Source organism: Adlercreutzia muris (assembly GCF_041223505.1).
GTDB classification, from domain to species: Bacteria; Actinomycetota; Coriobacteriia; order Coriobacteriales; family Eggerthellaceae; genus Adlercreutzia; species Adlercreutzia muris.
This window is the reverse complement of the sequence record NZ_JBCLQK010000002.1, coordinates 245,344-264,432: the sequence shown is the minus strand read 5'-3', so window position 1 is coordinate 264,432 and position 19,089 is coordinate 245,344. Positions and strand designations below refer to the sequence as shown.

The 19,089-nt window shown below is 61.2% G+C and carries 27 protein-coding genes; 2 read left to right on the top strand and 25 right to left on the bottom strand.

The genetic code is table 11. The features are described from left to right. The first annotated feature begins 96 nt into the window (after positions 1-96). Positions 97-1,671 (top strand): threonine synthase, encoded by a 1,575-nt coding sequence (gene thrC, locus AAK988_RS03395; RefSeq protein WP_369872850.1) that lies wholly within the window; start codon positions 97-99, stop codon positions 1,669-1,671. A 22-nt stretch (positions 1,672-1,693) separates the two neighbouring features. After that, positions 1,694-2,038, top strand: coding sequence for a winged helix-turn-helix domain-containing protein (locus AAK988_RS03390; protein WP_135970328.1), 345 nt, complete (start codon positions 1,694-1,696; stop codon positions 2,036-2,038). A gap of 57 nt (positions 2,039-2,095) precedes the next feature. Here the strand turns inward: AAK988_RS03390 and AAK988_RS03385 are convergent, their stop codons facing one another. From AAK988_RS03385 to AAK988_RS03265, 25 genes are all read right to left on the bottom strand, one after another. Beyond that, entirely contained in the window at positions 2,096-2,443 is a 348-nt protein-coding gene (locus AAK988_RS03385; RefSeq protein WP_369872849.1) for a hypothetical protein, read from the bottom strand. After that, positions 2,440-2,871 carry a DUF192 domain-containing protein gene (locus tag AAK988_RS03380; RefSeq protein WP_369872848.1) on the bottom strand — a complete coding sequence of 144 codons (432 nt, stop codon included), beginning with the start codon at positions 2,869-2,871 and terminating at the stop codon, positions 2,440-2,442. Before AAK988_RS03380 ends, AAK988_RS03385 begins: the two co-directional genes overlap by 4 nt. Then, complete coding sequence (locus tag AAK988_RS03375; RefSeq protein ID WP_369872846.1) at positions 2,802-3,338, bottom strand: hypothetical protein; 537 nt, start codon at positions 3,336-3,338, stop codon at positions 2,802-2,804. Before AAK988_RS03375 ends, AAK988_RS03380 begins: the two co-directional genes overlap by 70 nt. Positions 3,339-3,351: 13 nt before the next feature. Further along, positions 3,352-3,789, bottom strand: a complete 438-nt coding sequence (locus AAK988_RS03370; protein ID WP_369872845.1) for a hypothetical protein — start codon at positions 3,787-3,789, stop codon at positions 3,352-3,354. Positions 3,790-3,798: 9 nt separating this feature from the next. Further along, positions 3,799-5,904, bottom strand: coding sequence for a molybdenum cofactor biosynthesis enzyme (locus AAK988_RS03365; protein ID WP_369872844.1), 2,106 nt, complete (start codon positions 5,902-5,904; stop codon positions 3,799-3,801). Next, positions 5,894-6,493, bottom strand: a complete 600-nt coding sequence (locus AAK988_RS03360; RefSeq protein WP_369872843.1) for a TadE/TadG family type IV pilus assembly protein — start codon at positions 6,491-6,493, stop codon at positions 5,894-5,896. Before AAK988_RS03360 ends, AAK988_RS03365 begins: the two co-directional genes overlap by 11 nt. Beyond that, positions 6,466-6,690: a hypothetical protein gene (locus tag AAK988_RS03355; RefSeq protein WP_262999927.1), complete on the bottom strand. Its 225-nt coding sequence runs from the start codon at positions 6,688-6,690 to the stop codon at positions 6,466-6,468. Before AAK988_RS03355 ends, AAK988_RS03360 begins: the two co-directional genes overlap by 28 nt. Before the next feature lie 83 nt (positions 6,691-6,773). Beyond that, positions 6,774-6,983, bottom strand: coding sequence for a hypothetical protein (locus tag AAK988_RS03350; protein ID WP_369872842.1), 210 nt, complete (start codon positions 6,981-6,983; stop codon positions 6,774-6,776). An 83-nt stretch (positions 6,984-7,066) separates the two neighbouring features. After that, positions 7,067-8,158, bottom strand: coding sequence for a peptidoglycan-binding domain-containing protein (locus AAK988_RS03345; protein WP_369880414.1), 1,092 nt, complete (start codon positions 8,156-8,158; stop codon positions 7,067-7,069). Next, positions 8,158-8,853, bottom strand: a complete 696-nt coding sequence (locus AAK988_RS03340; RefSeq protein WP_369872839.1) for a C39 family peptidase — start codon at positions 8,851-8,853, stop codon at positions 8,158-8,160. Before AAK988_RS03340 ends, AAK988_RS03345 begins: the two co-directional genes overlap by 1 nt. Further along, positions 8,846-9,094, bottom strand: coding sequence for a hypothetical protein (locus AAK988_RS03335; RefSeq protein ID WP_369880413.1), 249 nt, complete (start codon positions 9,092-9,094; stop codon positions 8,846-8,848). Before AAK988_RS03335 ends, AAK988_RS03340 begins: the two co-directional genes overlap by 8 nt. Before the next feature lie 10 nt (positions 9,095-9,104). Then, positions 9,105-9,311 (bottom strand): Acb2/Tad1 domain-containing protein, encoded by a 207-nt coding sequence (locus tag AAK988_RS03330; RefSeq protein WP_369872837.1) that lies wholly within the window; start codon positions 9,309-9,311, stop codon positions 9,105-9,107. After that, positions 9,304-9,717, bottom strand: coding sequence for a hypothetical protein (locus AAK988_RS03325; protein WP_369872835.1), 414 nt, complete (start codon positions 9,715-9,717; stop codon positions 9,304-9,306). The genes AAK988_RS03330 and AAK988_RS03325 overlap by 8 nt, the downstream gene beginning before the upstream one ends. Positions 9,718-9,745: 28 nt before the next feature. Further along, entirely contained in the window at positions 9,746-9,910 is a 165-nt protein-coding gene (locus AAK988_RS03320; protein WP_369872834.1) for an XkdX family protein, read from the bottom strand. Next, positions 9,910-10,215, bottom strand: coding sequence for a hypothetical protein (locus tag AAK988_RS03315; RefSeq protein ID WP_369872833.1), 306 nt, complete (start codon positions 10,213-10,215; stop codon positions 9,910-9,912). Before AAK988_RS03315 ends, AAK988_RS03320 begins: the two co-directional genes overlap by 1 nt. Positions 10,216-10,224: 9 nt before the next feature. Then, positions 10,225-11,445 (bottom strand): RNA-directed DNA polymerase, encoded by a 1,221-nt coding sequence (locus tag AAK988_RS03310; protein WP_369872831.1) that lies wholly within the window; start codon positions 11,443-11,445, stop codon positions 10,225-10,227. Positions 11,446-11,681: 236 nt separating this feature from the next. Beyond that, the gene (locus AAK988_RS11330; protein ID WP_369872830.1) at positions 11,682-11,843 is read right to left on the bottom strand and encodes a DUF6273 domain-containing protein; all 162 of its coding nucleotides are present in this window, start codon (positions 11,841-11,843) and stop codon (positions 11,682-11,684) included. Then, positions 11,830-12,309 carry a hypothetical protein gene (locus AAK988_RS03300; RefSeq protein ID WP_369872828.1) on the bottom strand — a complete coding sequence of 160 codons (480 nt, stop codon included), beginning with the start codon at positions 12,307-12,309 and terminating at the stop codon, positions 11,830-11,832. The genes AAK988_RS11330 and AAK988_RS03300 overlap by 14 nt, the downstream gene beginning before the upstream one ends. An 81-nt stretch (positions 12,310-12,390) precedes the next feature. Then, a complete protein-coding gene (locus AAK988_RS03295; RefSeq protein ID WP_369880412.1) occupies positions 12,391-13,374 on the bottom strand; it encodes a DUF6273 domain-containing protein in 984 nt (327 codons plus the stop codon). Then, positions 13,367-14,047, bottom strand: coding sequence for a hypothetical protein (locus tag AAK988_RS03290; RefSeq protein ID WP_369872825.1), 681 nt, complete (start codon positions 14,045-14,047; stop codon positions 13,367-13,369). The genes AAK988_RS03295 and AAK988_RS03290 overlap by 8 nt, the downstream gene beginning before the upstream one ends. Next, entirely contained in the window at positions 14,048-15,013 is a 966-nt protein-coding gene (locus AAK988_RS03285) for a Gp37-like protein (RefSeq protein ID WP_369872824.1), read from the bottom strand. After that, a complete protein-coding gene (locus AAK988_RS03280) occupies positions 15,013-15,747 on the bottom strand; it encodes a hypothetical protein (RefSeq protein ID WP_369872823.1) in 735 nt (244 codons plus the stop codon). The genes AAK988_RS03285 and AAK988_RS03280 overlap by 1 nt, the downstream gene beginning before the upstream one ends. After that, positions 15,740-18,259, bottom strand: a complete 2,520-nt coding sequence (locus AAK988_RS03275; protein ID WP_369872822.1) for a phage tail protein — start codon at positions 18,257-18,259, stop codon at positions 15,740-15,742. The genes AAK988_RS03280 and AAK988_RS03275 overlap by 8 nt, the downstream gene beginning before the upstream one ends. Then, a complete protein-coding gene (locus tag AAK988_RS03270) occupies positions 18,252-18,704 on the bottom strand; it encodes a hypothetical protein (protein WP_369872821.1) in 453 nt (150 codons plus the stop codon). The genes AAK988_RS03275 and AAK988_RS03270 overlap by 8 nt, the downstream gene beginning before the upstream one ends. After that, positions 18,665-19,075: a hypothetical protein gene (locus AAK988_RS03265; protein ID WP_369872820.1), complete on the bottom strand. Its 411-nt coding sequence runs from the start codon at positions 19,073-19,075 to the stop codon at positions 18,665-18,667. Before AAK988_RS03265 ends, AAK988_RS03270 begins: the two co-directional genes overlap by 40 nt. Between the last annotated feature and the right edge of the window lie 14 nt (positions 19,076-19,089).

Here is a 19,089-nt window from a genome sequence, read left to right as displayed (position 1 = left end):
TCTCTATTTGCCCATCGTTCACCTCACGGCTGCCCTATCGCGGTCCGCCCCATGGTATTCTTGACCCCACTAACGTCTTTCAGAGAAGGATGAGTCATGGCGCAATGCATCGACCGGGCCGCCTCGTTCGGCCAGAACCTGTACGTGGACACGCGGGGAGCGGCCGGGGGGCCGGTTCCCTTCACCGAGGCCGTGGTGAACGGCCTGGCGGATGGCGGCGGCCTGTACGTGCCCCAGGAGCTGCCCTCGCTATCGGTGGCCGAAATCGCGGCCCTGGCCGAGCTGCCCTACGCCGAGCGGGCGGCAGCCATATACAAGGCCTTCAACATCGATCTGCCCGATGAGACCATCGATGAGCTGATGGTTCGCGCCTATGGCGAGAACTTCGACGATGCGGCCATTTGCCCCATCACCTCCTTGGACGACAACACGCACATTCTGGAGCTGTGGCACGGTCCCACGAGCGCCTTCAAGGACATGGCGCTGCAGTGCCTACCGCACTTCTTCTCGGCCAGCGCGAGCGCCCTGCGCGAGGCGGGCAAGCTCGACCACGACTTCATGATCCTCGTGGCCACCTCCGGCGACACGGGCAAGGCGGCCCTCGAGGGCTTCAAGGGCGTCGACGGCACCACTATCGGCGTGCTGTTCCCCGATGGCGGCGTGAGCGATATCCAGCGCAAGCAGATGGTCACCACCACTGGCGACAATGTGCGCGTATGGGCCGTGCGCGGCAATTTCGACGACTGTCAGACCGGCGTGAAGCGCACCTTCTCCGACGATGCCTTCGCCAAACAACTGCTCACCGAAGACGCCGTCGCCCTGTCCAGCGCCAACTCCATCAACTGGGGGCGCCTGTTGCCCCAGGTGGTGTACTACATCTCCAGCTACGCCGAGCTGGTGGCCTCCGGCAAGATCGAGGCCGGCGATGAGATCGACGTCTGCGTGCCCACGGGCAACTTCGGCAATATCCTCGCGGCATGGTACGCCAAGCAGATCGGCACGCCCATCGGCATGCTGCTCTGCGCGAGCAACGACAACCGTGTGCTGACCGACTTCATCAACACGGGCACCTACGATATCTCCGACCGCGCGTTCATCCTTACCGCCTCCCCCTCCATGGACATCCTCGTGTCCTCTAACCTCGAGCGGCAGCTGTTCGAGCTCACGGGCCGCGACGGAGAGGCCATCGGCCGGTGGATGGCCGACTTGAACGAGAAGCACTGCTTCCGCGTGGACGGCGACACCTTTGCCCGCGTCCGCGAGAACTTCAGCGCCGACTCCATCGACAACGCCCACTGCCTCGCCACTATCAAGGAAGTGCTCGACGAGCACGGCTACCTGCTGGATCCCCATACGGCCGTGGCCTATGCCGCCGCCCAGAACTTGCGCGGCGAGAACCCCGTGCTCATCGCCTCGACCGCCCATTGGGCGAAGTTCGGCGACAACGTGTACCGGGCCCTCCATGCCATGGCTCCGGGCGAGGCACTGCCCGCCGAGGTGGCGTCGCTGACGGGCTGCCAGCTCAACGAGCGCATCGCCGAGGAAACGGGCCGGTGCGATATCCCGGCGGGGCTTGCCAACCTTGATACCATGGAGGTACGATTTACCGACGTGATCGACAACGACGTGGAAGCTATCGAGGCCGCGGCCGAGGCTTTCTGCCGGCGATAGCCATCCAGAACGGGAGATAGTCATGGGCCAGCTGCAATCGCTCACCCCCGTCGTGCGCCTCACCGTGTCCAACCCGGATGCGGAGGAGAAATCGGCGTTCGGCCCGGGCATCGCGAAGCTCTGCCTCGGCGTGAGGGAGCACGGCTCCCTTAACGCCGCCGCCAAGGCTATGCGCATGGCCTACAGCAAGGCATGGCGCGTCATCAAGGACACCGAGGGCACGCTGGGCATCCAGCTCCTCGTGCGCGACGGCGCCCACGGGTCCACCTTGACCGAGGACGGCGACCGCCTCCTGGACGCCTACCTCGTCATCCAGGAGCGCCTGGCCCGCGAAGCGGAACAGCTCTTCGACGAGATGACACGCTAGGGGGCCCTCTCAAGAGAACGCGGTCTCCCCCGCAAACGACCTGCGCGAGCCGGCCCCTCAGGCCGGCTCGATCGTTATGGTGAGCAGCGGTGCGCCGGGGGCGCCGTCGCCGGCGAGCACGCGGAGCACGAGGCCGGACACCCCCATGATGCGCTCGCCCCGGGCCGCATATCCTAGCGGGGAAGCCGGCGGCGCGGCGGGGCAGGGCGCAGGCCCGGGGCCTGCGGGCCAGGGCACCGCCTCCTCGAACACCGCTCCCTCGTTGACGTCCTCTAGGGAGGGCGGCCACGAGAGGGCCTCGGCCTCCCGCTCCCGCTCGGGATCAGTGCCGAAACGGTACATACACCCGAAGCAGGTATCCATATCATCGAACAACTTGCTCTTACAGGTGGGGCAGATCTTCATCGCCGCCTCCGTTCCGCAACCCGTCGAGGGCCGCCTTTCTTGCAACCGGGAATTTCAACGCTATCGCCGCGCATAAACCAGGGGCCGGGCCGGGCGAAGCGCTCGATGGCCCCGAAGGCCCGATCGCTGCGCAGGCGAGTGCCGGGCAGTACGAGCCGGTGCACTTCGATCACCCGGCCAGCGCGGTCGACGAAGGCAATGTCGAGTGGGTGGCGCATGGTAAGCGTGTGCACATCGCGACAGCGAGGCAGCACCATCACCGTCCGATCGGGGGGCCGCCCCGCCAAGCCGCGCAAGCGCATGAGCGGGCTGGCGGCTACGACCCATGTGCCGCCGAAGGGCGCAGGTGCCCCATCGCCTACGGAACCGGAATCTGGACGACGATGCACACCTCGTCGCCTACGGGCGTGCAACTGAGCAAGAGCCATGGACACGTCCCTCCTTCCTTGATACCGGCGAGAGTCGCGCCCTCGCCGGTCTCCACGAGCGCCCAACCGCGCTCCTCCAACGAGGCGACGACCCACTGCCGAACCGTCGCCACCTCCCCCGCCATGGTGAAGCCCACCACAGACCAGTCGTCCAGAGCCCGCAGATCGCAGGCCTCGGCCAGAGGGAGTACTTCCTGCTCGAACCATGGGGGTGCGTCGGCGGCCTGACGACCCAGGACGTCGTCCATCGGCCCGAGCGGACCCACATCCTCGCGAGAGGCCGTCGCGTCCGCAGTCGCCTCGTCGACCGCACGGGCGATCACCCCGTCGGCGAAGGCACGGCCGGAGAGCAGGGAGGTCCCGCCGGAAGCCGTCGGCGCCGATGCGACTGCGGCGACCGCCAAGATCAGAAACACGGCACCGAGAAACCCCGTGGCTCGCAGCAGCCGCCTGACTTGCGTTGTCATGCCATCACCTTCCTTAGAATAAGATGCCCGGCTTGTAGGCATCGACCGCCAAATCAACCTCATGAACCAGAGGCGGGAGCGCTACGCCGAACACCTCGCTGCGCAAGCCGAGGCCGAAGAGCGTCGGAAAGTACTCGATGCGGGCCGTGAAGCGCACCAATCCCGCCGAGGCGGCCTCGGCCCTCACCGAAACGGCCGTATGGGACTCAGCGAAGCGTTCCTCCAACTCGTCGGCCAGCCGGGCCGCCACGTCGCCTGCGTCCTCCCCGGCCGCGGGCGCGGCGGCCCACGCACATACTGTCTGCCGCGCCACCCGATCGAAGGAGGCACAGGTCCCGAAGAACGTGAGCGCGTTCACAACTACTATCGCGACGATGATGGCCACCGGCAGCATGACGGCCAGTTCCACCGTCGCCTGCCCTTTCTCCTCTCTCAGACGCGTCCCACCCATGGCGTCCCCCTACTCCCATGATCCGTCGAGGCCAAGGGTGGCCGCCGCCGAGCGCACCACGTCCATAGCCCGCTCGACAAGGCCTTGAGCACCCTCGGTCACGACCGGCGGCAGAGCCACGGTCAGAGGCAGCGAGAGGCCGACGACAGGCAGCTCGATGCAGGCTATCTCGATTTCAAGCCCGTCGAGGCGGTCGAACGCCTCCCGCTCGATCCGATCCGCCAGAGAACCGAACACGTTGCCGGACGAGGGGGCGCTTCCAAGCATCTCCTCGCGCACGGCCAGATAGCGCACGGAAAGCGGACCGCTATCAGCAGAAGCCACCGCGCCTGAATCGACCAGGACCGGCTTGAGCGGCGCTATGTCGGCCGGCTGGAGGCCCACGGCCGCCAGGCCATCGCCCAGCGCCCCGGCCGCCCACGATCCGAGACCCGACGATCCCACCAGCGGTAGCCCGTCCAAGGCCCGCTCCACCCCCTCTATGAGAGCTGCCTGCCCAGTGCCATAGGCCCCGAGCAGCGAGGACCAGCAGTCGAGCACGATGCGCCCCGCGCCGATCGCAGCAGATCCGTCGCCGCCGAGGCCGTCGAGCAGATCTCCCACCACCGAGGCCCCCTCATCACCGTCCTCGATGAGCGTTGCCGCCGCCACGGCCGCCCGTGGCCCCAGACCGTTCCCCGCAACGAAGGAGCCTCCCCACCGGGTCGAACCCTCCTCGCCCGGGGACACCACCAAAGCGAGGCACCCCGATGCCCCGGGAGGACGTGCTTCGATGCGCATAGACGCAGCCCCGCGCACGGTCTCGAGAACCTGATCGAAGATACTTTGGGCCTTCTCGCGCACAGCCTCAGCCAGCGGCTCAGCCTCGCGCCGGGCCCGCTCGTAATCTTCGGCGGCCCGGGCCACGGCATCGTAGTGGTACTCGAAGCCGTTCTCGATGGCCGTGGAGGCCGCAGCCACCGCCCCCAGAGACGATGCCGTGAAGCGACAGGCGGGACATTCGGCGAAGGTGCCCTCTTCGAGAGTCCGCAGCGACCCGTAGTAGTCCACGAGACCGGATTCGGGGCAGCCCTCCCATGCGTGCATGACGGGCAGCTCGCCGTCGGTAGTCACCGGGTAGGACGGATCGGTGTACAGCGTCGTCTCGCGCACCTGCTCGGTATTGCGGGGCAGGCGCGGGAATACAACCTCCTCGCCCTCTCCGGCCCCATCGCAGGCCTGGCGCACGACCGTGGCCGCATAGCGGTAGAACATGCGCCGCAGCGCGGACCGGGCCTTCTCATCCACCGAGGGACCCTCGGGTGCCTCGGTGCGCAGGCGCGCGGCATAATAGGCCCGAGCCCGTTCGAGGGCTACGGAGAACGACCAGGCATCGACCGACGTGTAATGGGGGTTCGCGGCTCCCTCCAGCCCGGCGAGGTGCTGGGCCCGCTCGTACATACAATAGTCCGGCGCATCGCCGCAATCCCGTCGGAAGCCGCGCTCCTTGGCCTCCTCTGCGGCCCGCGCCGCCTCCTCAGCCCGAGCCGCCGCCTCGGCCAGCCCGTCCTGGCCCTCCTGCACCTCCTGCTCCAGGGCCCCCTCGGCCCCGTTCTCCCCCACGGTGATGGGCGCCCCCTCGGAGGGGAGGAGCAGCGCCACGGCATAGTAGGCACTGTCCTGACCCTCTCCGTTGGCACGGCCCACCGACGCCGCACTGGCGGCGGCCATGAAGGGCAGGGCGCGCTGCAGGCCGTCGAGGGCGGACGCCGCCCGCTCGGCGAGGACATCCCGGGCATTGAGCGCCTTCTGGCCCGCCGAGATGAGCTGGGCCCCCAGCTCGGCCGTGGGCGGCATGCACAGCGCCACGGTGCCCAGGCCGTAGGAGGCAGCGCCCAGCAGTGTCATGGAGAGCACCGCCCCATCGACGACGCGCACCGCCACCATGAACTCCGCCACCTGGTTCTCGGCAGCCAGGGCCGCGGCATCGGCCACGTCCTGGATCTCGGCTGCCCGCGTGTTCACGCGGTACACCTGGGCAGCCGAGAACAGCAGGGTCAGCGACACGAGTAGGGCCACGGCCATGCCGGCCGTGGTGAAGCCCTCCTCGTCCCGCATCAATCGGTCAATCTTCATCGCACCATGCACCTGCCTTCTCCTCCGGGCTCACACCGCCCAGGGACCGCTGGGCCCACGGCGCCCGCGTGGGCGCCTCGGCCGTCACTTCCACCACCAGATTCCCGCGCTCGTTGACCAGCCCGAGCAGAGCCGCCCCCATATCCAACAGGGGAAGCGGGCGCACCTCGGTGCGCACCGTCACCCGCGACCGATCCGCCGCGCCCCCTCCCTCGCAGATCACCTCCCAGGTGCAGCCGGAGCGGTGCACATGGAAGTTTTCCTGCTCGGGAACAGAGCCGAGGTGCCGCTTGACGAGGGCCACGGCCGCCCCCTCGTCTCCGGCCCCGGCGGCGAGCAGCCGGCACCCCTCGGCGGCAGCCGAGGCCATGACCATGCGGTCGTAGAGCACGATGCCCGGCTGTACGAGCAAAAGCACGAGCAGAAACAGCACCGGCAAGGCGAAAGCGGCCTCCACGGTAGCCTGGCCATCCTCCCGACAGCCGCAGCGACCCGCGCGGCCGCGACGCGGCGCGGCAGAGCCGAGTCGCACGATGGGCGCCGCCCGCGCCAGGACGCGCCCTAATAGCTGAAGATGTCGAAGGCCCACCCGAGGGCCCCTTCCAGATGATGGGAGGCGGCCATGAGCGCGTGATCGACGACGATGCCCGCGGACAGGATGCGCCAGAGAGCGCCCAGGGCGACGATCACGCAGACCACGCCAGCAGTCACCACGGCGTACTCCACGGTGCCCTGGCCCGTCTCCCCGATCAGAGACCATTGATGCCGCTGGCGATGGCATCCCACAGCTCCTGCAACTTGGGACGGAACAGCGTGATGGCGAGGATGGCGATGACCACCAGCACACAGGTGAGTAAGTGATAGCGTATTTACCGAAGGGAATCAGGAGCGTCATCGTCTCGTTCGCCGCATTTGACCAGATCGGCGAGCCTATCGGCCTCCTCCATCAGCCATATCGCGAACATTTCCGCCAGAGGCCCAGATTCCTGCTGCGCCATGAACGACATCGCAAAAGATGCCGCATCGAGTGCCTTTGCGCCCCTGATGATCGCGTCCTTGGTCTTCGCATCCATCTTCATGCTATATTCTCCTTTCGGAAGCGTCGCTCCCCTAGCGACTTGTATAAAAAAACGGGGTAGCCAATAGGCTACCCCATCGAATGCTACCGCTTCTTAACATACGGCTTCCCGTTCCACTCCAGGCAAATCCACCCGGATGGAATTAGCCCCCACGTGTTGCCCCCGGAGTCCTTCAAGACCTTGGAGACGGTTACATTGGTGCCGCTGAAGAGCTGGCCTAGCGAATCGCTGTGCCTCTGCCCGTCTGCCGTAAGCTGGCTCTTCTTTTTCTGCGAGTAGCCCTTGCCCGCGCCAGTCCTCACGATCAGACCGTCAACGACCGTCACATACTCGCCAACAGCATAGGGCGCGGTGTTTGCAGCAGGCTTAGATCCGCTGTAGAGCGCGGTCTGCGTCATCGGGCCTACGATTCCATCGATCTCAAGACCACGGTCGGCCTGGAACTTGCGCACAGCCGCGTCCGTATCGGGGCCAAAGCTGCCGTCCACTCCAGAGGTTCCGCAGGAGTACCCCTTCTCGATGAGAGCGGCCTGCAAACGCTTGACCTCATCGCCCCGCCATCCCTTGCACGGATACTTGCTCGATGCGAGGCTGGAGGTCGCCGAGGCAGTTGCCCCAGACTCCAGCTTGCCAGCGGTCACCAGTGAATCGACGACGCATACCGCATGGCCGTCCCTGATGAGGCCGTAACCAGCCACGTAAGAGGCGGAGCCCATGGTGAAGTATGCCCCGAGGGGGGCGAGCTTGCTCTTGAAGTTGCCCGTGGCGGGCAGGTTGCCCCCTGCATAGAGGGCGTTGTACACCATATCGCCAGCGGCCTGACCCATCACCTTGTAGACGGCGCAGATCATCACCGTGGCGAGGAGCGATGAGCAATCGCACTCGCAGGCAACCGTGATCTTTGACAAGTCCCAGCCGACCTTCCTGGCCTGGATCAGAATCGTGTTGCGCTGGTACTGGTCGTAGCCGATGTAGGGATTCGCAACTCCCGCCTTCGCCTGTCGGTTCATTTCGGAGCGAACCGCCTCGTTGAGCGGAATCACCGAAAAGAGCCACGGGACAGACGAGCTTGCGTATGTGTTCCTGGTGTTCAGCTCGGCACCAGTTTGGTTGCCCGCCTCACCTCCAGCAATCTTGCCCCGCTCATCAATCGAGGCCTGTGCGAAGTATGCCATCAGCGTACTCCTTTCTCTATGTACACAGCCTGGGAACCAAGCTGCTCGTATCTCTTCTTGAATAGCTGCAACGGGTAATCGACCACGCCAGAAAGCGGGTCGTAGCAATAGACCGTGCCGTTCTCGATTTTCCTGACGACCACGCAATGGGAAGGCGTATAACAGGTGTAGCCTTTCAGGGTTCTCGTGGCCCTGGGCTCCTCCAAATTGATGGTCACCCAAACGCAAGCTGGCAATGCCCCCTCCAGGTCAAGCTCTCCAAGCGTTGACCTGACTGCTACGGCCTCCGCGCCGTCGTCTATAAACAGATTCGCCGTGGCGGCAGCACAGGGCGACATACACGCGCCGCCCGTCTCCTTGTATGGGTCGCCCCAGAAGCAATCGACGAAATCCCAATCGCTCTTCGGCATGGCATCGGCTACGTCGGTCTTGGAGACGTTGTAACCGTGCATCCGAAGGAGCGTTGAGACAGCCGTTGCCTCGCAGCCCGTTGGAAGCTCTGGGTACTGCATATCCTTCTGGTAGTTGAAGATGAAGGCGTGCGGCTCGTCGCTCACCTCCATGTTCAGGTAATCGCACTCTGATGGAGACGCCTTGCCCTGCGTGGAATCGACGAGGAAAAAGAAAGCGGCCGCAAGAGCAGCCGCAATCACGAGCGAAACAATGAGCGCACCTACGAGGGTTCGCCTAGCCATTATCCTCACCCGTCTTGCCAATCTCGGCCATGAAGATGGTGAGAACGGGCATACCCACGAGCGTGACGAGGGCACTGGCCCAAGGCGGTAGCCCGTTGATGGTTGCGATGAAGTCCGATACGCCGATGACGACGGCCTGCACAACGGTGCGCTCAACACGTGCCGCGTCAGACTTGTCGGCGCACCACGCAACGAACTTCTCCGATGTGCTGCGGATGGGGTTCTTCTTGTGGTCTGCCATGATGGCCTCCTTAGTTTCGCGCAACGGAAGCGTTGGCCCACATAGAGGCCTCTTCCAGCTTCGTCATCGCCAGGGACTTCTCGCGGCTGTCTGGGCACAGCTCGTCGATGAGGCAGGCAAGCTCCTTCGCCTTCGAGCGCAGGGCCTCGTACTTCTCTGGCTGGCCCTCCTTGGGCTGGTGGTAGGTAAATGCGTTCTCAATCTTCGGATTAGGCATTGCTCTCTCCTTTCGGGAGCGTCGGATATGAGTTCATTTGAAGCACGTTCTCATACAGGGCCGTGCGGGTTCCGTTGCCGCCAAGGCCGTGATATGCCTTGTAAAGACGCTCGAACGCCGCCTTCTCCGCTGGGCTTGCGTACCCTTGTGCGACGAGGCGTGCGTGTTCCTTGTCAAGCTCCTTGCCAAGCAGCTCGCGCAGGGCGGCGTTCTGCGGCTCCTGTGCGTCTTTCAACTCCTTCACCTGTGCTTTGAGGCTGTCGGCCTCTTTCAAGTGGTCAACGAGGTCGGTATGTTCGCCGTGCCATCCTTTGAGCTTCTTGTAGGCAAAGCCAGATACGCCGATGACAGCGGCAGATGCCAAGGTAGGCAAGATGCCAACGACCACGCTGATGAAACCCTCCATTGATGTCCTTTCTCTCGTGGGGTCGTTGCTACTCCTTAGACAGGTAAGCCTCGCCGCAGATTTCCTTGTACTCATCTGCCGTGATGTGTCCAAGGCCGACCGCGCGCGCCACGAACGCCTTAGACCATGTGCCACGGTCGAAATAGCCCTTGACGGTCTCGAAGCGCGGGGAGTGCTTCTTGCTCGCAGCCATTACCACTCACCTCCAACCATCATCAGGTAGTCGATGTTCGCCGCGTTGATTTCCTCCAGAGTGGGAGCTGCGGCCTGCTCGCGCATTTCGTCGAGAATTGCTCCCATGGCCGCATCGTCGATGTACTCACCGTCCTGGGCGGCGGCGAGAACCTTGATGAATGTGCGCTTTCGAGCCTTCTGCTCGATGCGCTGCTCGTCAGTGAGGATGCCAGCGTCGTACTTGGCATCGACATCGCCAATCTGCTCGATGAGGTTGCTCATTTCGTTGATGCGCGTCTGCAACAGGTAGTCCTGCTCTTCCATTAGTTCCTCCTAACGTAGAAACCCCGTGTTTTGGGCAATAAAAAACCCCTCGAAACGAGGGGTTTGTGAAAACAACGTCTGGAAAATCATGCCTGGGGGGGGGTCTCCCTGCATTTCCGCCCAAGCGGATAAACGAGCGAAGAGCTCGTCCATTGCCGCGAGCGTCTTGCGGGAGTCCAGGCCCATGATGGAGCCGCGCCACGATTGGTATGATTGAACCCATTGGGCGAACGTCATCTTGCCCTGGGCGACCAGCGCGGCCTGCTTCTTCAACTTGCGCCGCTCGCGTGTAATCGACTCTCGGCATGGCCGCACCACCACCTTCCCAGTCTCGGAATAAGTGAATCTCTTTTTCAAGAACGTGAATCCCTTGGTGAACTTCGTGATATGCGTCTTCTTCTCGTTGAGGGTCAGGCCGAGCGCGGCGCACTTGTCACGCACAACGGCCAGAATGCACTGCAACGCCTGTTTGTCGGTATGAACGCAGATGAAGTCGTCCATATAGCGAATGTAGCCCTCAACGCCGCAGCATTCGCATATCAGATGGTCTAGCGGGGAGGGGAAGGCTATGGCGCATATCTGGTTCGGCTCGCTTCCCAGCCCCAATCCAACGTCTCCCTGCATTTCGATGAAATGACGCCCCAGGGCAGTCAACCGCCCGTCTTCGGATATGGTGTCTATGAGCTTGTTGACTGGCTCGTGCGGTATCGAGGCAAAGAAGTCGCTGAAATCGGCTTGAAGCACGTAGCCATCGCTTCCGTGCTTCCTGTAGTGGTCTGCAAGCAGCTTCTTAGTCCTCTTAACGGCGAACGCGGTTCCCTTGTCCTTGATGTTTGCCGCATTGTCGTAGATGAGCGTGGGCCTCACCGAGGGCATCAGGGCGTTCTGTGTGAACGATTTTTGGATTACCCTTTCGGAGAAATGCACCGAAGAGATATGGCGTCTCTTGCCTCTCTCAAAGATGTCGAACTCGTGGAATCCCTTGCATACTTCGTTTCCCTCAAGGAGGTCTCTCTTGGCCTTGATGATGTTGATGAGCCAGTGGATTTGATAGCGCTGCGTGCTTGACTTCCATGCAACGCCCCTCGCTGCCTCGCGCTGCGCCTTGTAGAGGGCGTTGAGGTCTGCAACGGTATCGAGCGTGCTGTTTTTGCATCGCTCGCGCTTCTTCCTAGCACGCTTCTCTTCGCGCCGCTTGCGCCTTGCGGCTCTGCGCTCTTCAGAGTTCATCATCCCCCCTCTCAACCATGAAAGGAAGGCACCCTGCACGGCTTTCAACGAGTGTCCACCTAGCCGCTTGGTACGACTGCATGAAACACGGCCCGACACTCTGGGCCATGCCATGCAAGAAGCGTCCGCAGTCGTCCGCAGGGTGCTTATTTACGGCATCCCGCCGAAGGTCGCGGCTTCCTTCCAAATGGCTCGGCGTTCAGCATTTGGCTTACTAGGTCTGGCCTTGAGTGGAATCAGGGCAGAGCGCGAACACCCGCGTGCGAGGCGTCATTGTAGTTGCAATTGCCGTTGTTGTTGACATTGCACACCCACGAGGAAGACCCCGCGCCCACGGAGCGCAGCCACCAGTTGTAGCGAGATACAAACCGCAACCTGCGCCGTTCAGGATAGCTCATTTAGACGCTTCAGTTCGGCAAGTTCCAGCTCTAGCTGCGAGATTCGCTCCCCGACGGTATCCTTGGTGAGCCTTGCACCATTCTTTGTGGCCCGAAGCAGTGCTATCTCCTTTTCGAGCATCTCTGCAATGTTCTCGAAACGGTTGAGATTGATGGGCAGGCCGATGTCCTTCAACGTCTGCAAGTCCTGTACGAGGTGGTAACAGTTCGCAATCGCCAAAGTGAGGTAGTGCTTTCTCTGCAACACCCCGTGGGCGGTGTTGGGGTAGAAGGCGTTAGCCGTCTCGATGTTGTTCACCAACTCTCTGGCCGTCGCCACCGTGGGTACCGCGCTCATCAGCCTGTAGGCCTTGGGCACCACCTTGTCAGAGGCCATCAGCCTCGTTATCTCGACCCTTATGCTTATGGCGTTCTTGAAGAACTCCTTGTCCGATAGGCTCCTGTACCTCTCGTAGACCCCGCTCATCCAGACCAGCTTTCCTTTCTTGCGACCTACGCTGCCGCAGTAAGCGGCAGCGTTTCCAAAGTGTAGCGTATGAGTGGGCGTTTACACGCCCACTCGGAAGCAGGGCAGAGCGCGAACACCCGCGTGCGAGGCGTCAGTGTAGCCGCAATAGCCGCTGCCGCTGACAGTGCACACCCACGAGGAAGACCCCGCGCCCACGGAGCGCAGCCACCAGCTGTAGCGAGCATCGCTGTGGTTCCTGCGGATGCGGTTAGCCGTGGTCTTGAAGATGGGAAAATGGCAATCCATACCTGCGGCGTATGCGTTATTGATTTTAGACCATCCCAGGAATCCGTACACCTCGATTTCCGACAGAGAGAAGACTTTTCCTACGCTCTGCCAAGACCAACTCGCGCTGTTGGTCTGCGCCCCAGCGGTGCTGTAACGCTCCTCAAGCAAAAGTCGATGCTCTGCCATGACGTTCTTCCACTTCTGCGGCATCAACGGGTAGAACGTGTTGACTTCCCATCGGTGGAGGTTCGACGCCAGGTACGGGCATTTGGTCGTCGATGTGCCCTGGTTGGTGTTCGTGGTGTTCCACTGAACGCTGTCGGGCCAAACCTGGTCGGGAACCATGATGATGTGATGCTTGACTACCTCTTGGTCAGTCGTGTGCAGATACGGGTCGATTGCCCCGACTCGGTATCGGAACACCTTGCCGTCCGTAAGGTGGATGTCGAAGTAGTCAAACGGACGGATGCCCGTGAAGTTCCCAGCGATGACGCGAGCGTTGAACCACTCGGCCTCGTCGGTGTAGTCGGAAATCTCGTCGGCAAAGACCTCCATCAGGTCTCGCCCCTCGTAGATGCCCAGCATCACCTGGAGGTCATAAGAGACTTCCAGGTTTTCGCGGGCGATTTCCAGCGTGTTACCGCCAGTACCGCCGTTAAAGATCGAAACGGGGAACTTCGCCAACGCCTCCTCAGCCTTGCTGTTAGCGGCGGTTGCCGTAGAGCGTGCCGACGTGTCCTCAACCTCAAAGGCATCCGTTTCTCCAAGAATGCCGATTTTAACAAGTTCAGCCATTGGTTTCTCCAATCCAAAGCGTCATGGTGTCTGGGTCGTAGACCCCGCTCACTCTCAATGTGTCAATGTCGATCTCCGTCAGCTCGGACGGGACGTAGAGGATCTTGTTCAGGTACCAGATGCGGCCCATGTAGTTCGCGAGGACGGCGGCAATCTCGTCAATGGCATTGCTGAACTCCGTCCTCGTGACTGCGGATGAGCCGATAAGGTCTGCCGCAGACTCGGCTCGGGCGGCTGCGGACAGTGCCTTGTCCCGCGCATCGTTAATAAGCGGAACCGCACCGAGAACCAGGTGCAGAACGTCTTCCGTGGCCTCTGGAACAAGCACGTCGATGATCTCGGCGCGCTGCACCGTGAACGGCTTGTCCATGAGCTTCGTGACTAGCCTGATGCCGTTCTCGGTCAGGTCTCCGATATACCCGATGAAGGTCACGTACATTTCCCCGTCGGTTCGTAGCACCTCCCAGGGAATCACGATGGGGTCATCGCGCATGACAACGGTTTTCCTCGTGCCGTCGGCACGGTTGACGAAGACGGCCACCCTGTTCTCAACGTCGTTCCACTCGGTATCGAACTCGACCTCTATCGTGTCGCCGCGAACGCAATGCTCAACGGCCCTGTTGTCGCCCACGAAGGCGGTTGTGCGGTCAACGACCGCCAAGTTGAAGTTCATCTATCCTCCCATCCGAATGTTGCCTATCTCATAGGAAACGTCCTCGCCCTCCTCGTCGGCGGAGACAATCACCTTCTCGATGGTCGCCGTGATCTCGATGCCCTCATCGACGTTCACGGCATGAACGGAATCCCCTATGTCGTACCCCATTGCCTCGCCAACCGTCAGCTCGCAGGTGTCGCTGTCAAGATATTCCTGTAGCTTCTCCGTGCCCTTGGCGATCAGCTCTTCTCGTCCTGCGTTGCTGTAGTCGTAGGACTCGGCAATCTCATCGACGCCGACGAAGGTCTGCGCCTGAGAGATTTTCCTTTCGGCGTCCGCGTAGAGGTGAACCACGATGCGGTCTTTCAAGTCGCCGCTTCCAAGGCAGATGAGGTGGTTGACGAAACGACCGCTCTCCTTGATGTCGAACTCGTAGTGGTCGGAATCAAGCTCATGGGTAACGGCCTCCTGCGCGGAGACCTCGACCTTGCCGCCGCTCATCTTCCTGAACGAGAGCTTGCGGCCATGGGCTCGGCAGAGTTTTGACAGCCCTGCGAACGCGCTTACGTGGCGGTCGAAGTTCCCAGAGGCGACGACCCCCGATTTCTCGGAAGACGCGACGAACACCGCCCCTTTGCCCTGGCGGTCGATTACGGAGGCTATGATGTCGTTGAGGTCTCCAGAGTAGGAGAGGTAGTCATTGCCGCTGTCGGGGCACAGGAGCGTCTTATCGAGGATTCCCTGCCATGTTCTGCCTCCGTAGCGGAGCTGCGCGGTCTTGCCGCCCACCCTTTCCATGGTGTCGATGGTGCCGCCCCAATCGCTCTCGTCGTAGAAGACGTAGGTTCCGTAGGGAATCTTGCGGCCGAGGGGCACCGTCAACGTGAAGTCGTTTTCGTCCTTGCCGTAGGCCAGGTCTAGATCGAAATCATCGAGGATTGAGAGGTCTTTGAACGCGGTGTCCGCCAGAACAAAATCACCCATCACTCCCACCTCGGCTCTGATACCTGCTCGAAGATGGTGATGCGGATTCTCTGGCTGTGTCGCCACGTAAGCTCGCTTACGCCAGGGGGAATCTTCTGGAACACGTAGTGCCCAGAGTCCTTGATCTGCTTGCCCTCTCGCTTCGACAGAGCGTTTTGAACGCTGCCGTCGGAACCTACAAGCTCGACGGTCTTGGCAAGACCGTCTACCACGAGCCTGGAGCCATCTGGAATACTTTGCGCTACATCATAGTTGTTTTCCCCGATTGACACAGAGAACCCATCGGCTGAGCCGAACGCCTCAATCATCACGGGCGACTCGAAGAACCCCTCGTTTATGATGAGTGCCTTCGTCTGCGTGCTCTTGTACAGCTTGGTGACGCTGCGCGTCCAGATAGGCTTCTGCATCGAGAACTTGACAACCTTGGTCATTTCGCCTGCGCCGTAGTGAAGCGTAGTGTCTCCCCCAATCACCCTGCCCTTGATGAAGTAGTCGCCAAGCCAAAGCTCTCCATCCTTCCCGGCCAGCGAATCCGCCTCCACGATCTGAAAGAACCGCCCCCGGCTTTCGGGGACGGTTCCATCGAATGCAACGGTCAGGTTGGCATCTTTTGGCTTGATTGGGTGCTCGTAGCAAAGCAGCTCTTCGAAATCGCACAGATAGGCCCCGGCGTTCTCCCCAAACTCGAATGCATCGCCACGATGATTCACATAGCGCATCTTGGTATCACGCATATGCCCTCCTGTATCTCCTAGCTGCCTGTCTCTCCGTCTCAACGACGACGGGCGCGTTGTCGGCAATGATGTCACCGAGCGAGCCTTTCAAGTCCTCTACCTCATCGATCAAGTCTTCCAGCAGCAATGCTGTAGACCAGTGGTTCTTGTCGTTGTCGGCAATTCTGTAGGTCACATTCACGTCCCAGGGGTTTACGCCAGCAGCAACGTCGATTTCAGCCGTCTCCTGGCCGATGGCCTTCTTAATGTTCCCAGCAACACCAGAAATCGTCTTGATAACGTCCTGCTCCCCCAACTGGAGACCGACCGTAAGGGAGTCCATAATCCAGCCGCCGTTCGGAATGAGAAGTTTCATGTCGTATTCCTTGGGGCCCTTGAGTGAGGCGATCTTCTCGCCGATGCCAGAAACGAAGTCCCATACACCGCCACAAGCGGCCTTAAGACCGTCGAGCAATCCTCCGATAATCTGACTGCCAGCGTCCCACAGCAGATTGCCAGCGTTCGAGAAGAAGCTGAGAATCTTATCTGGCACGGTGGAAATGAAATTGCTGATCATGTCGATGCCAGCCGATACGATGTTGCCCATGCCGTCCCAGATGCTTTGAAGCAGGTTGGAAACCCCAGTCCATACGCCCTCCCAGTCTCCGCTGATTGCAGCCGTGACGACCGAAATGACGTTCTGGATGATGCTCATGACGTTCGTGATGACCGATTGGATGAACGGCCACACGGCGTTCACGATGGCCATGATCGCGTCCATGGCAGAGGCGATCACCGCCTGAATCTGCGGCCAATACGTCTTCACGAAGTCGGCGATGACCGAGACCACAGTGGTTACCAGCGTCTGAATCGAGGGCCAGACAGCATTGAAAATCTGCTGGATGGCCGTCAGCGCTATCTCGATGATCTCCCTGATTTGGGGGACGTAGCTTTGAATCGTGTCGGAAATAGCGTTTACGGCGTTGACGGCCAGAGGAACGACCTGCGCCACAACGGAAGCGACGAACTCAAGCACCTGGCCGACAATCGGGATGAGTGTTTCGGCGATAGCGACCACCAGGGGCGCGATTGCTGTCACCACTCCCAAAATCGCAGATGCGACCGCATCTATGACGGGGAGCAGCGATTGGATGATGCTCAACAGGGGAGGCAGAACCGCCTGGACGATTGATTCTAGCACTGGAAGCAGCAGCGCGACGAGGTAACTGGCCGTCGCCATGAGCTGCGAGAGCAGGGATTGGAGAATAGGCACGAGAGACCCGCCGATGGCCGACACCTGCGCCATGATTCCGTTTCTGAACTCGTCGTTCGTCGCCATAAGATGGGCGAACGCAGCCGCCAGGGCAGCGACTACGGCGATTACCGCCAAAGCTGGGCTAGAGATGACGCCGATGGCCGTCTTCAACACGCCCAGCGCGCCGCTGAACAGTTTTGCCGAAGCCGCTCCGCCAGACAGAATGCCAGCGAGCGTGCCTAGGCCAGGGACGACCGCCGCGACGGAACTCAACGCCCCAGCGGCAGCTCCAACGCCAGCGATGGCTCCGATCACCACAGCTACCTTGGAGCCGAAGCCGCCGAAGGTCTCCTCCAGGGCAGACATGATCGAATCGCCCCTCTCAAGAGCCGCCGTGAAGGCGTCTATCTTCGGCGCGAGGCTTCCAGATAGTCGGTCTGCAAGCTCGGTGAACTTATCGACCAGCGGGTCGAGGCGACCAGATGCCGCGTTCAACGCCTTTCGCAGGGAGTTGAACACCGGGATGGCGTTCGCCCTGATAGGCTCGGCGAACTTAGCTCCGATGCGGTTCAGCGCGCTCTTCATGTTGCTCATGGAGCCCGTGAAGGTCTCGTTCGCCGCTTGGGCTGAGTCGCCGAAAGCGGCCTCCATGGCGGTGCTGAACGTATCGAAGTCGATTTGGCCCTTCTTGACCATATCCTTGATTTCCTCTTGCGTCTTGTTCAACGACTGGGCAAGAACCGAGGTAACGTTCACTCCGCGATCTGCAAACTGCTGCAAGGTCTCGCCCGAAACCTTGCCTTGTGCGGCGACCTTCTGGAAAATACTGCCAATGTCTCCAAGCTCGCCTCCGAATGTGGCAGCTGTGCCGACGACTCCCCTCAAGGCCCTGTCCATATCAGCGCCAGCCGCAATGCCCGATGCCGCGAGGTTCGCCGCAACCAGAGCTGCCGAATCGAGGGAAAAGGCCGTCCCAGTTACGGCGTTGTCAATCGACTTGTAGTAGTCATCCCATTCGAGCTTGAGGCCTTTGAACATCGTTTTTGCTTGCTCTAGGTTCAATGCTCGGGACATACCGCCTTGCGCGGCAATCGAGCCGATAGCGCCGCCGATGCCGCCGATGACGCCAACGGCACCTTTGGCGAAGCTCTCGACCTTGCTTCCGATGGATTTGGCCTTTTCCATGAAGGACTCCATCTTCGCCTTCGAGCCCTCTACTCCAGAATCGAAGTTGGAGCCATCGTAAGTGCCCTTAGCGCTAAGGGTGTAATCAGCCATTGGTCACCTCCTTTCGCTGCCAAGGCGTCCACGGGGCCTGTTTCTTGAGCTGTTCCTGAATTGCGCCGATCTCCTTCCTGGAGATGGGGAGAGCGGCCTTCTTGCGCTTCCTCACCCACAGCTTTCTCTTGCGCTTGTTGTGCACGTTTGACACGGCCACCTGCACGACGTTCACGAGCAGGTTCGATTGCTCGACCGTCTTCTTCTCCAGTTCCTTGCGAATAAACATCCGTTCCACAGCGGTCGTCTGTTCCCAATCGCTACGAGACCACCCAAGCTGGGCAGCAAAAAAGGCGAAGTCCATTTCGTTCTGAAAGAACCTCGCCTTCTGCTTTTCTTCTGGCAGCTTCTCTACCGTGTTGTAGTAGTCGTAGTCAGTTAGCGACTGGAGGGCTGCATAACGCTCTAGGCTTCGCTGTTTGCCCCCTTGAATAAAAAACCGCAATCGCGCTCCAGGGCTTCTGTCACGCGCTCGTAGACGGCAAGGTAGCCGTTCTTTTCGATGAGGTCAGATGCCATATCGACGCCCTTTCGTGGGTTCACGAAAGGCCCGTCTTCGAGACGGAGGCCATAGGCGAGCAGGCTCTTCAACTCCGAAATGGAGAAGGCACCGCCGTTCTGGATGAACGAGGCCATAATAGGCTTGTTGGAACGCTCGTACATTTCGAGGCGGTTCTTGGTGAAGCCGATGATGTAGCTCTTGCCGTTAATCGTGAAGTCTCCAGTGGGGGCCTCGGCCTCCTCATCGAACTCCTCAACGGCATCGAAGACCTCAACGCTCTCGTCAAGCTCCTCGGTTTCCTTGAAAAAAGGCATGGTGTCTCCTATCT

Excerpts from the sequence above, each read along its gene's own strand:
- AAK988_RS03275 (WP_369872822.1), bottom strand. The coding sequence starts at position 18,259 with ATGGCTGATTACACCCTTAGCGCTAAGGGCACTTACGATGGCTCCAAC.
- AAK988_RS03330 (WP_369872837.1), bottom strand. The coding sequence starts at position 9,311 with ATGCCTAATCCGAAGATTGAGAACGCATTTACCTACCACCAGCCCAAG.
- AAK988_RS03310 (WP_369872831.1), bottom strand. The coding sequence starts at position 11,445 with ATGAACTCTGAAGAGCGCAGAGCCGCAAGGCGCAAGCGGCGCGAAGAG.
- AAK988_RS03340 (WP_369872839.1), bottom strand. The coding sequence starts at position 8,853 with ATGGCTAGGCGAACCCTCGTAGGTGCGCTCATTGTTTCGCTCGTGATT.
- AAK988_RS03285 (WP_369872824.1), bottom strand. The coding sequence starts at position 15,013 with ATGGGTGATTTTGTTCTGGCGGACACCGCGTTCAAAGACCTCTCAATC.
- AAK988_RS03265 (WP_369872820.1), bottom strand. The coding sequence starts at position 19,075 with ATGCCTTTTTTCAAGGAAACCGAGGAGCTTGACGAGAGCGTTGAGGTC.
- AAK988_RS03345 (WP_369880414.1), bottom strand. The coding sequence starts at position 8,158 with ATGGCATACTTCGCACAGGCCTCGATTGATGAGCGGGGCAAGATTGCT.
- AAK988_RS03385 (WP_369872849.1), bottom strand. The coding sequence starts at position 2,443 with ATGAAGATCTGCCCCACCTGTAAGAGCAAGTTGTTCGATGATATGGAT.
- AAK988_RS03300 (WP_369872828.1), bottom strand. The coding sequence starts at position 12,309 with ATGAGCGGGGTCTACGAGAGGTACAGGAGCCTATCGGACAAGGAGTTC.
- AAK988_RS03375 (WP_369872846.1), bottom strand. The coding sequence starts at position 3,338 with ATGACAACGCAAGTCAGGCGGCTGCTGCGAGCCACGGGGTTTCTCGGT.
- AAK988_RS03315 (WP_369872833.1), bottom strand. The coding sequence starts at position 10,215 with ATGGAAGAGCAGGACTACCTGTTGCAGACGCGCATCAACGAAATGAGC.
- AAK988_RS03370 (WP_369872845.1), bottom strand. The coding sequence starts at position 3,789 with ATGGGTGGGACGCGTCTGAGAGAGGAGAAAGGGCAGGCGACGGTGGAA.
- AAK988_RS03325 (WP_369872835.1), bottom strand. The coding sequence starts at position 9,717 with ATGGAGGGTTTCATCAGCGTGGTCGTTGGCATCTTGCCTACCTTGGCA.
- AAK988_RS03350 (WP_369872842.1), bottom strand. The coding sequence starts at position 6,983 with ATGAAGATGGATGCGAAGACCAAGGACGCGATCATCAGGGGCGCAAAG.
- AAK988_RS03295 (WP_369880412.1), bottom strand. The coding sequence starts at position 13,374 with ATGGCTGAACTTGTTAAAATCGGCATTCTTGGAGAAACGGATGCCTTT.
- AAK988_RS03365 (WP_369872844.1), bottom strand. The coding sequence starts at position 5,904 with ATGAAGATTGACCGATTGATGCGGGACGAGGAGGGCTTCACCACGGCC.
- AAK988_RS11330 (WP_369872830.1), bottom strand. The coding sequence starts at position 11,843 with ATGAGCTATCCTGAACGGCGCAGGTTGCGGTTTGTATCTCGCTACAAC.
- AAK988_RS03380 (WP_369872848.1), bottom strand. The coding sequence starts at position 2,871 with ATGGCTCTTGCTCAGTTGCACGCCCGTAGGCGACGAGGTGTGCATCGT.
- AAK988_RS03335 (WP_369880413.1), bottom strand. The coding sequence starts at position 9,094 with ATGGCAGACCACAAGAAGAACCCCATCCGCAGCACATCGGAGAAGTTC.
- AAK988_RS03390 (WP_135970328.1), top strand. The coding sequence starts at position 1,694 with ATGGGCCAGCTGCAATCGCTCACCCCCGTCGTGCGCCTCACCGTGTCC.
- AAK988_RS03320 (WP_369872834.1), bottom strand. The coding sequence starts at position 9,910 with ATGGCTGCGAGCAAGAAGCACTCCCCGCGCTTCGAGACCGTCAAGGGC.
- AAK988_RS03290 (WP_369872825.1), bottom strand. The coding sequence starts at position 14,047 with ATGAACTTCAACTTGGCGGTCGTTGACCGCACAACCGCCTTCGTGGGC.
- AAK988_RS03280 (WP_369872823.1), bottom strand. The coding sequence starts at position 15,747 with ATGCGTGATACCAAGATGCGCTATGTGAATCATCGTGGCGATGCATTC.
- thrC (WP_369872850.1), top strand. The coding sequence starts at position 97 with ATGGCGCAATGCATCGACCGGGCCGCCTCGTTCGGCCAGAACCTGTAC.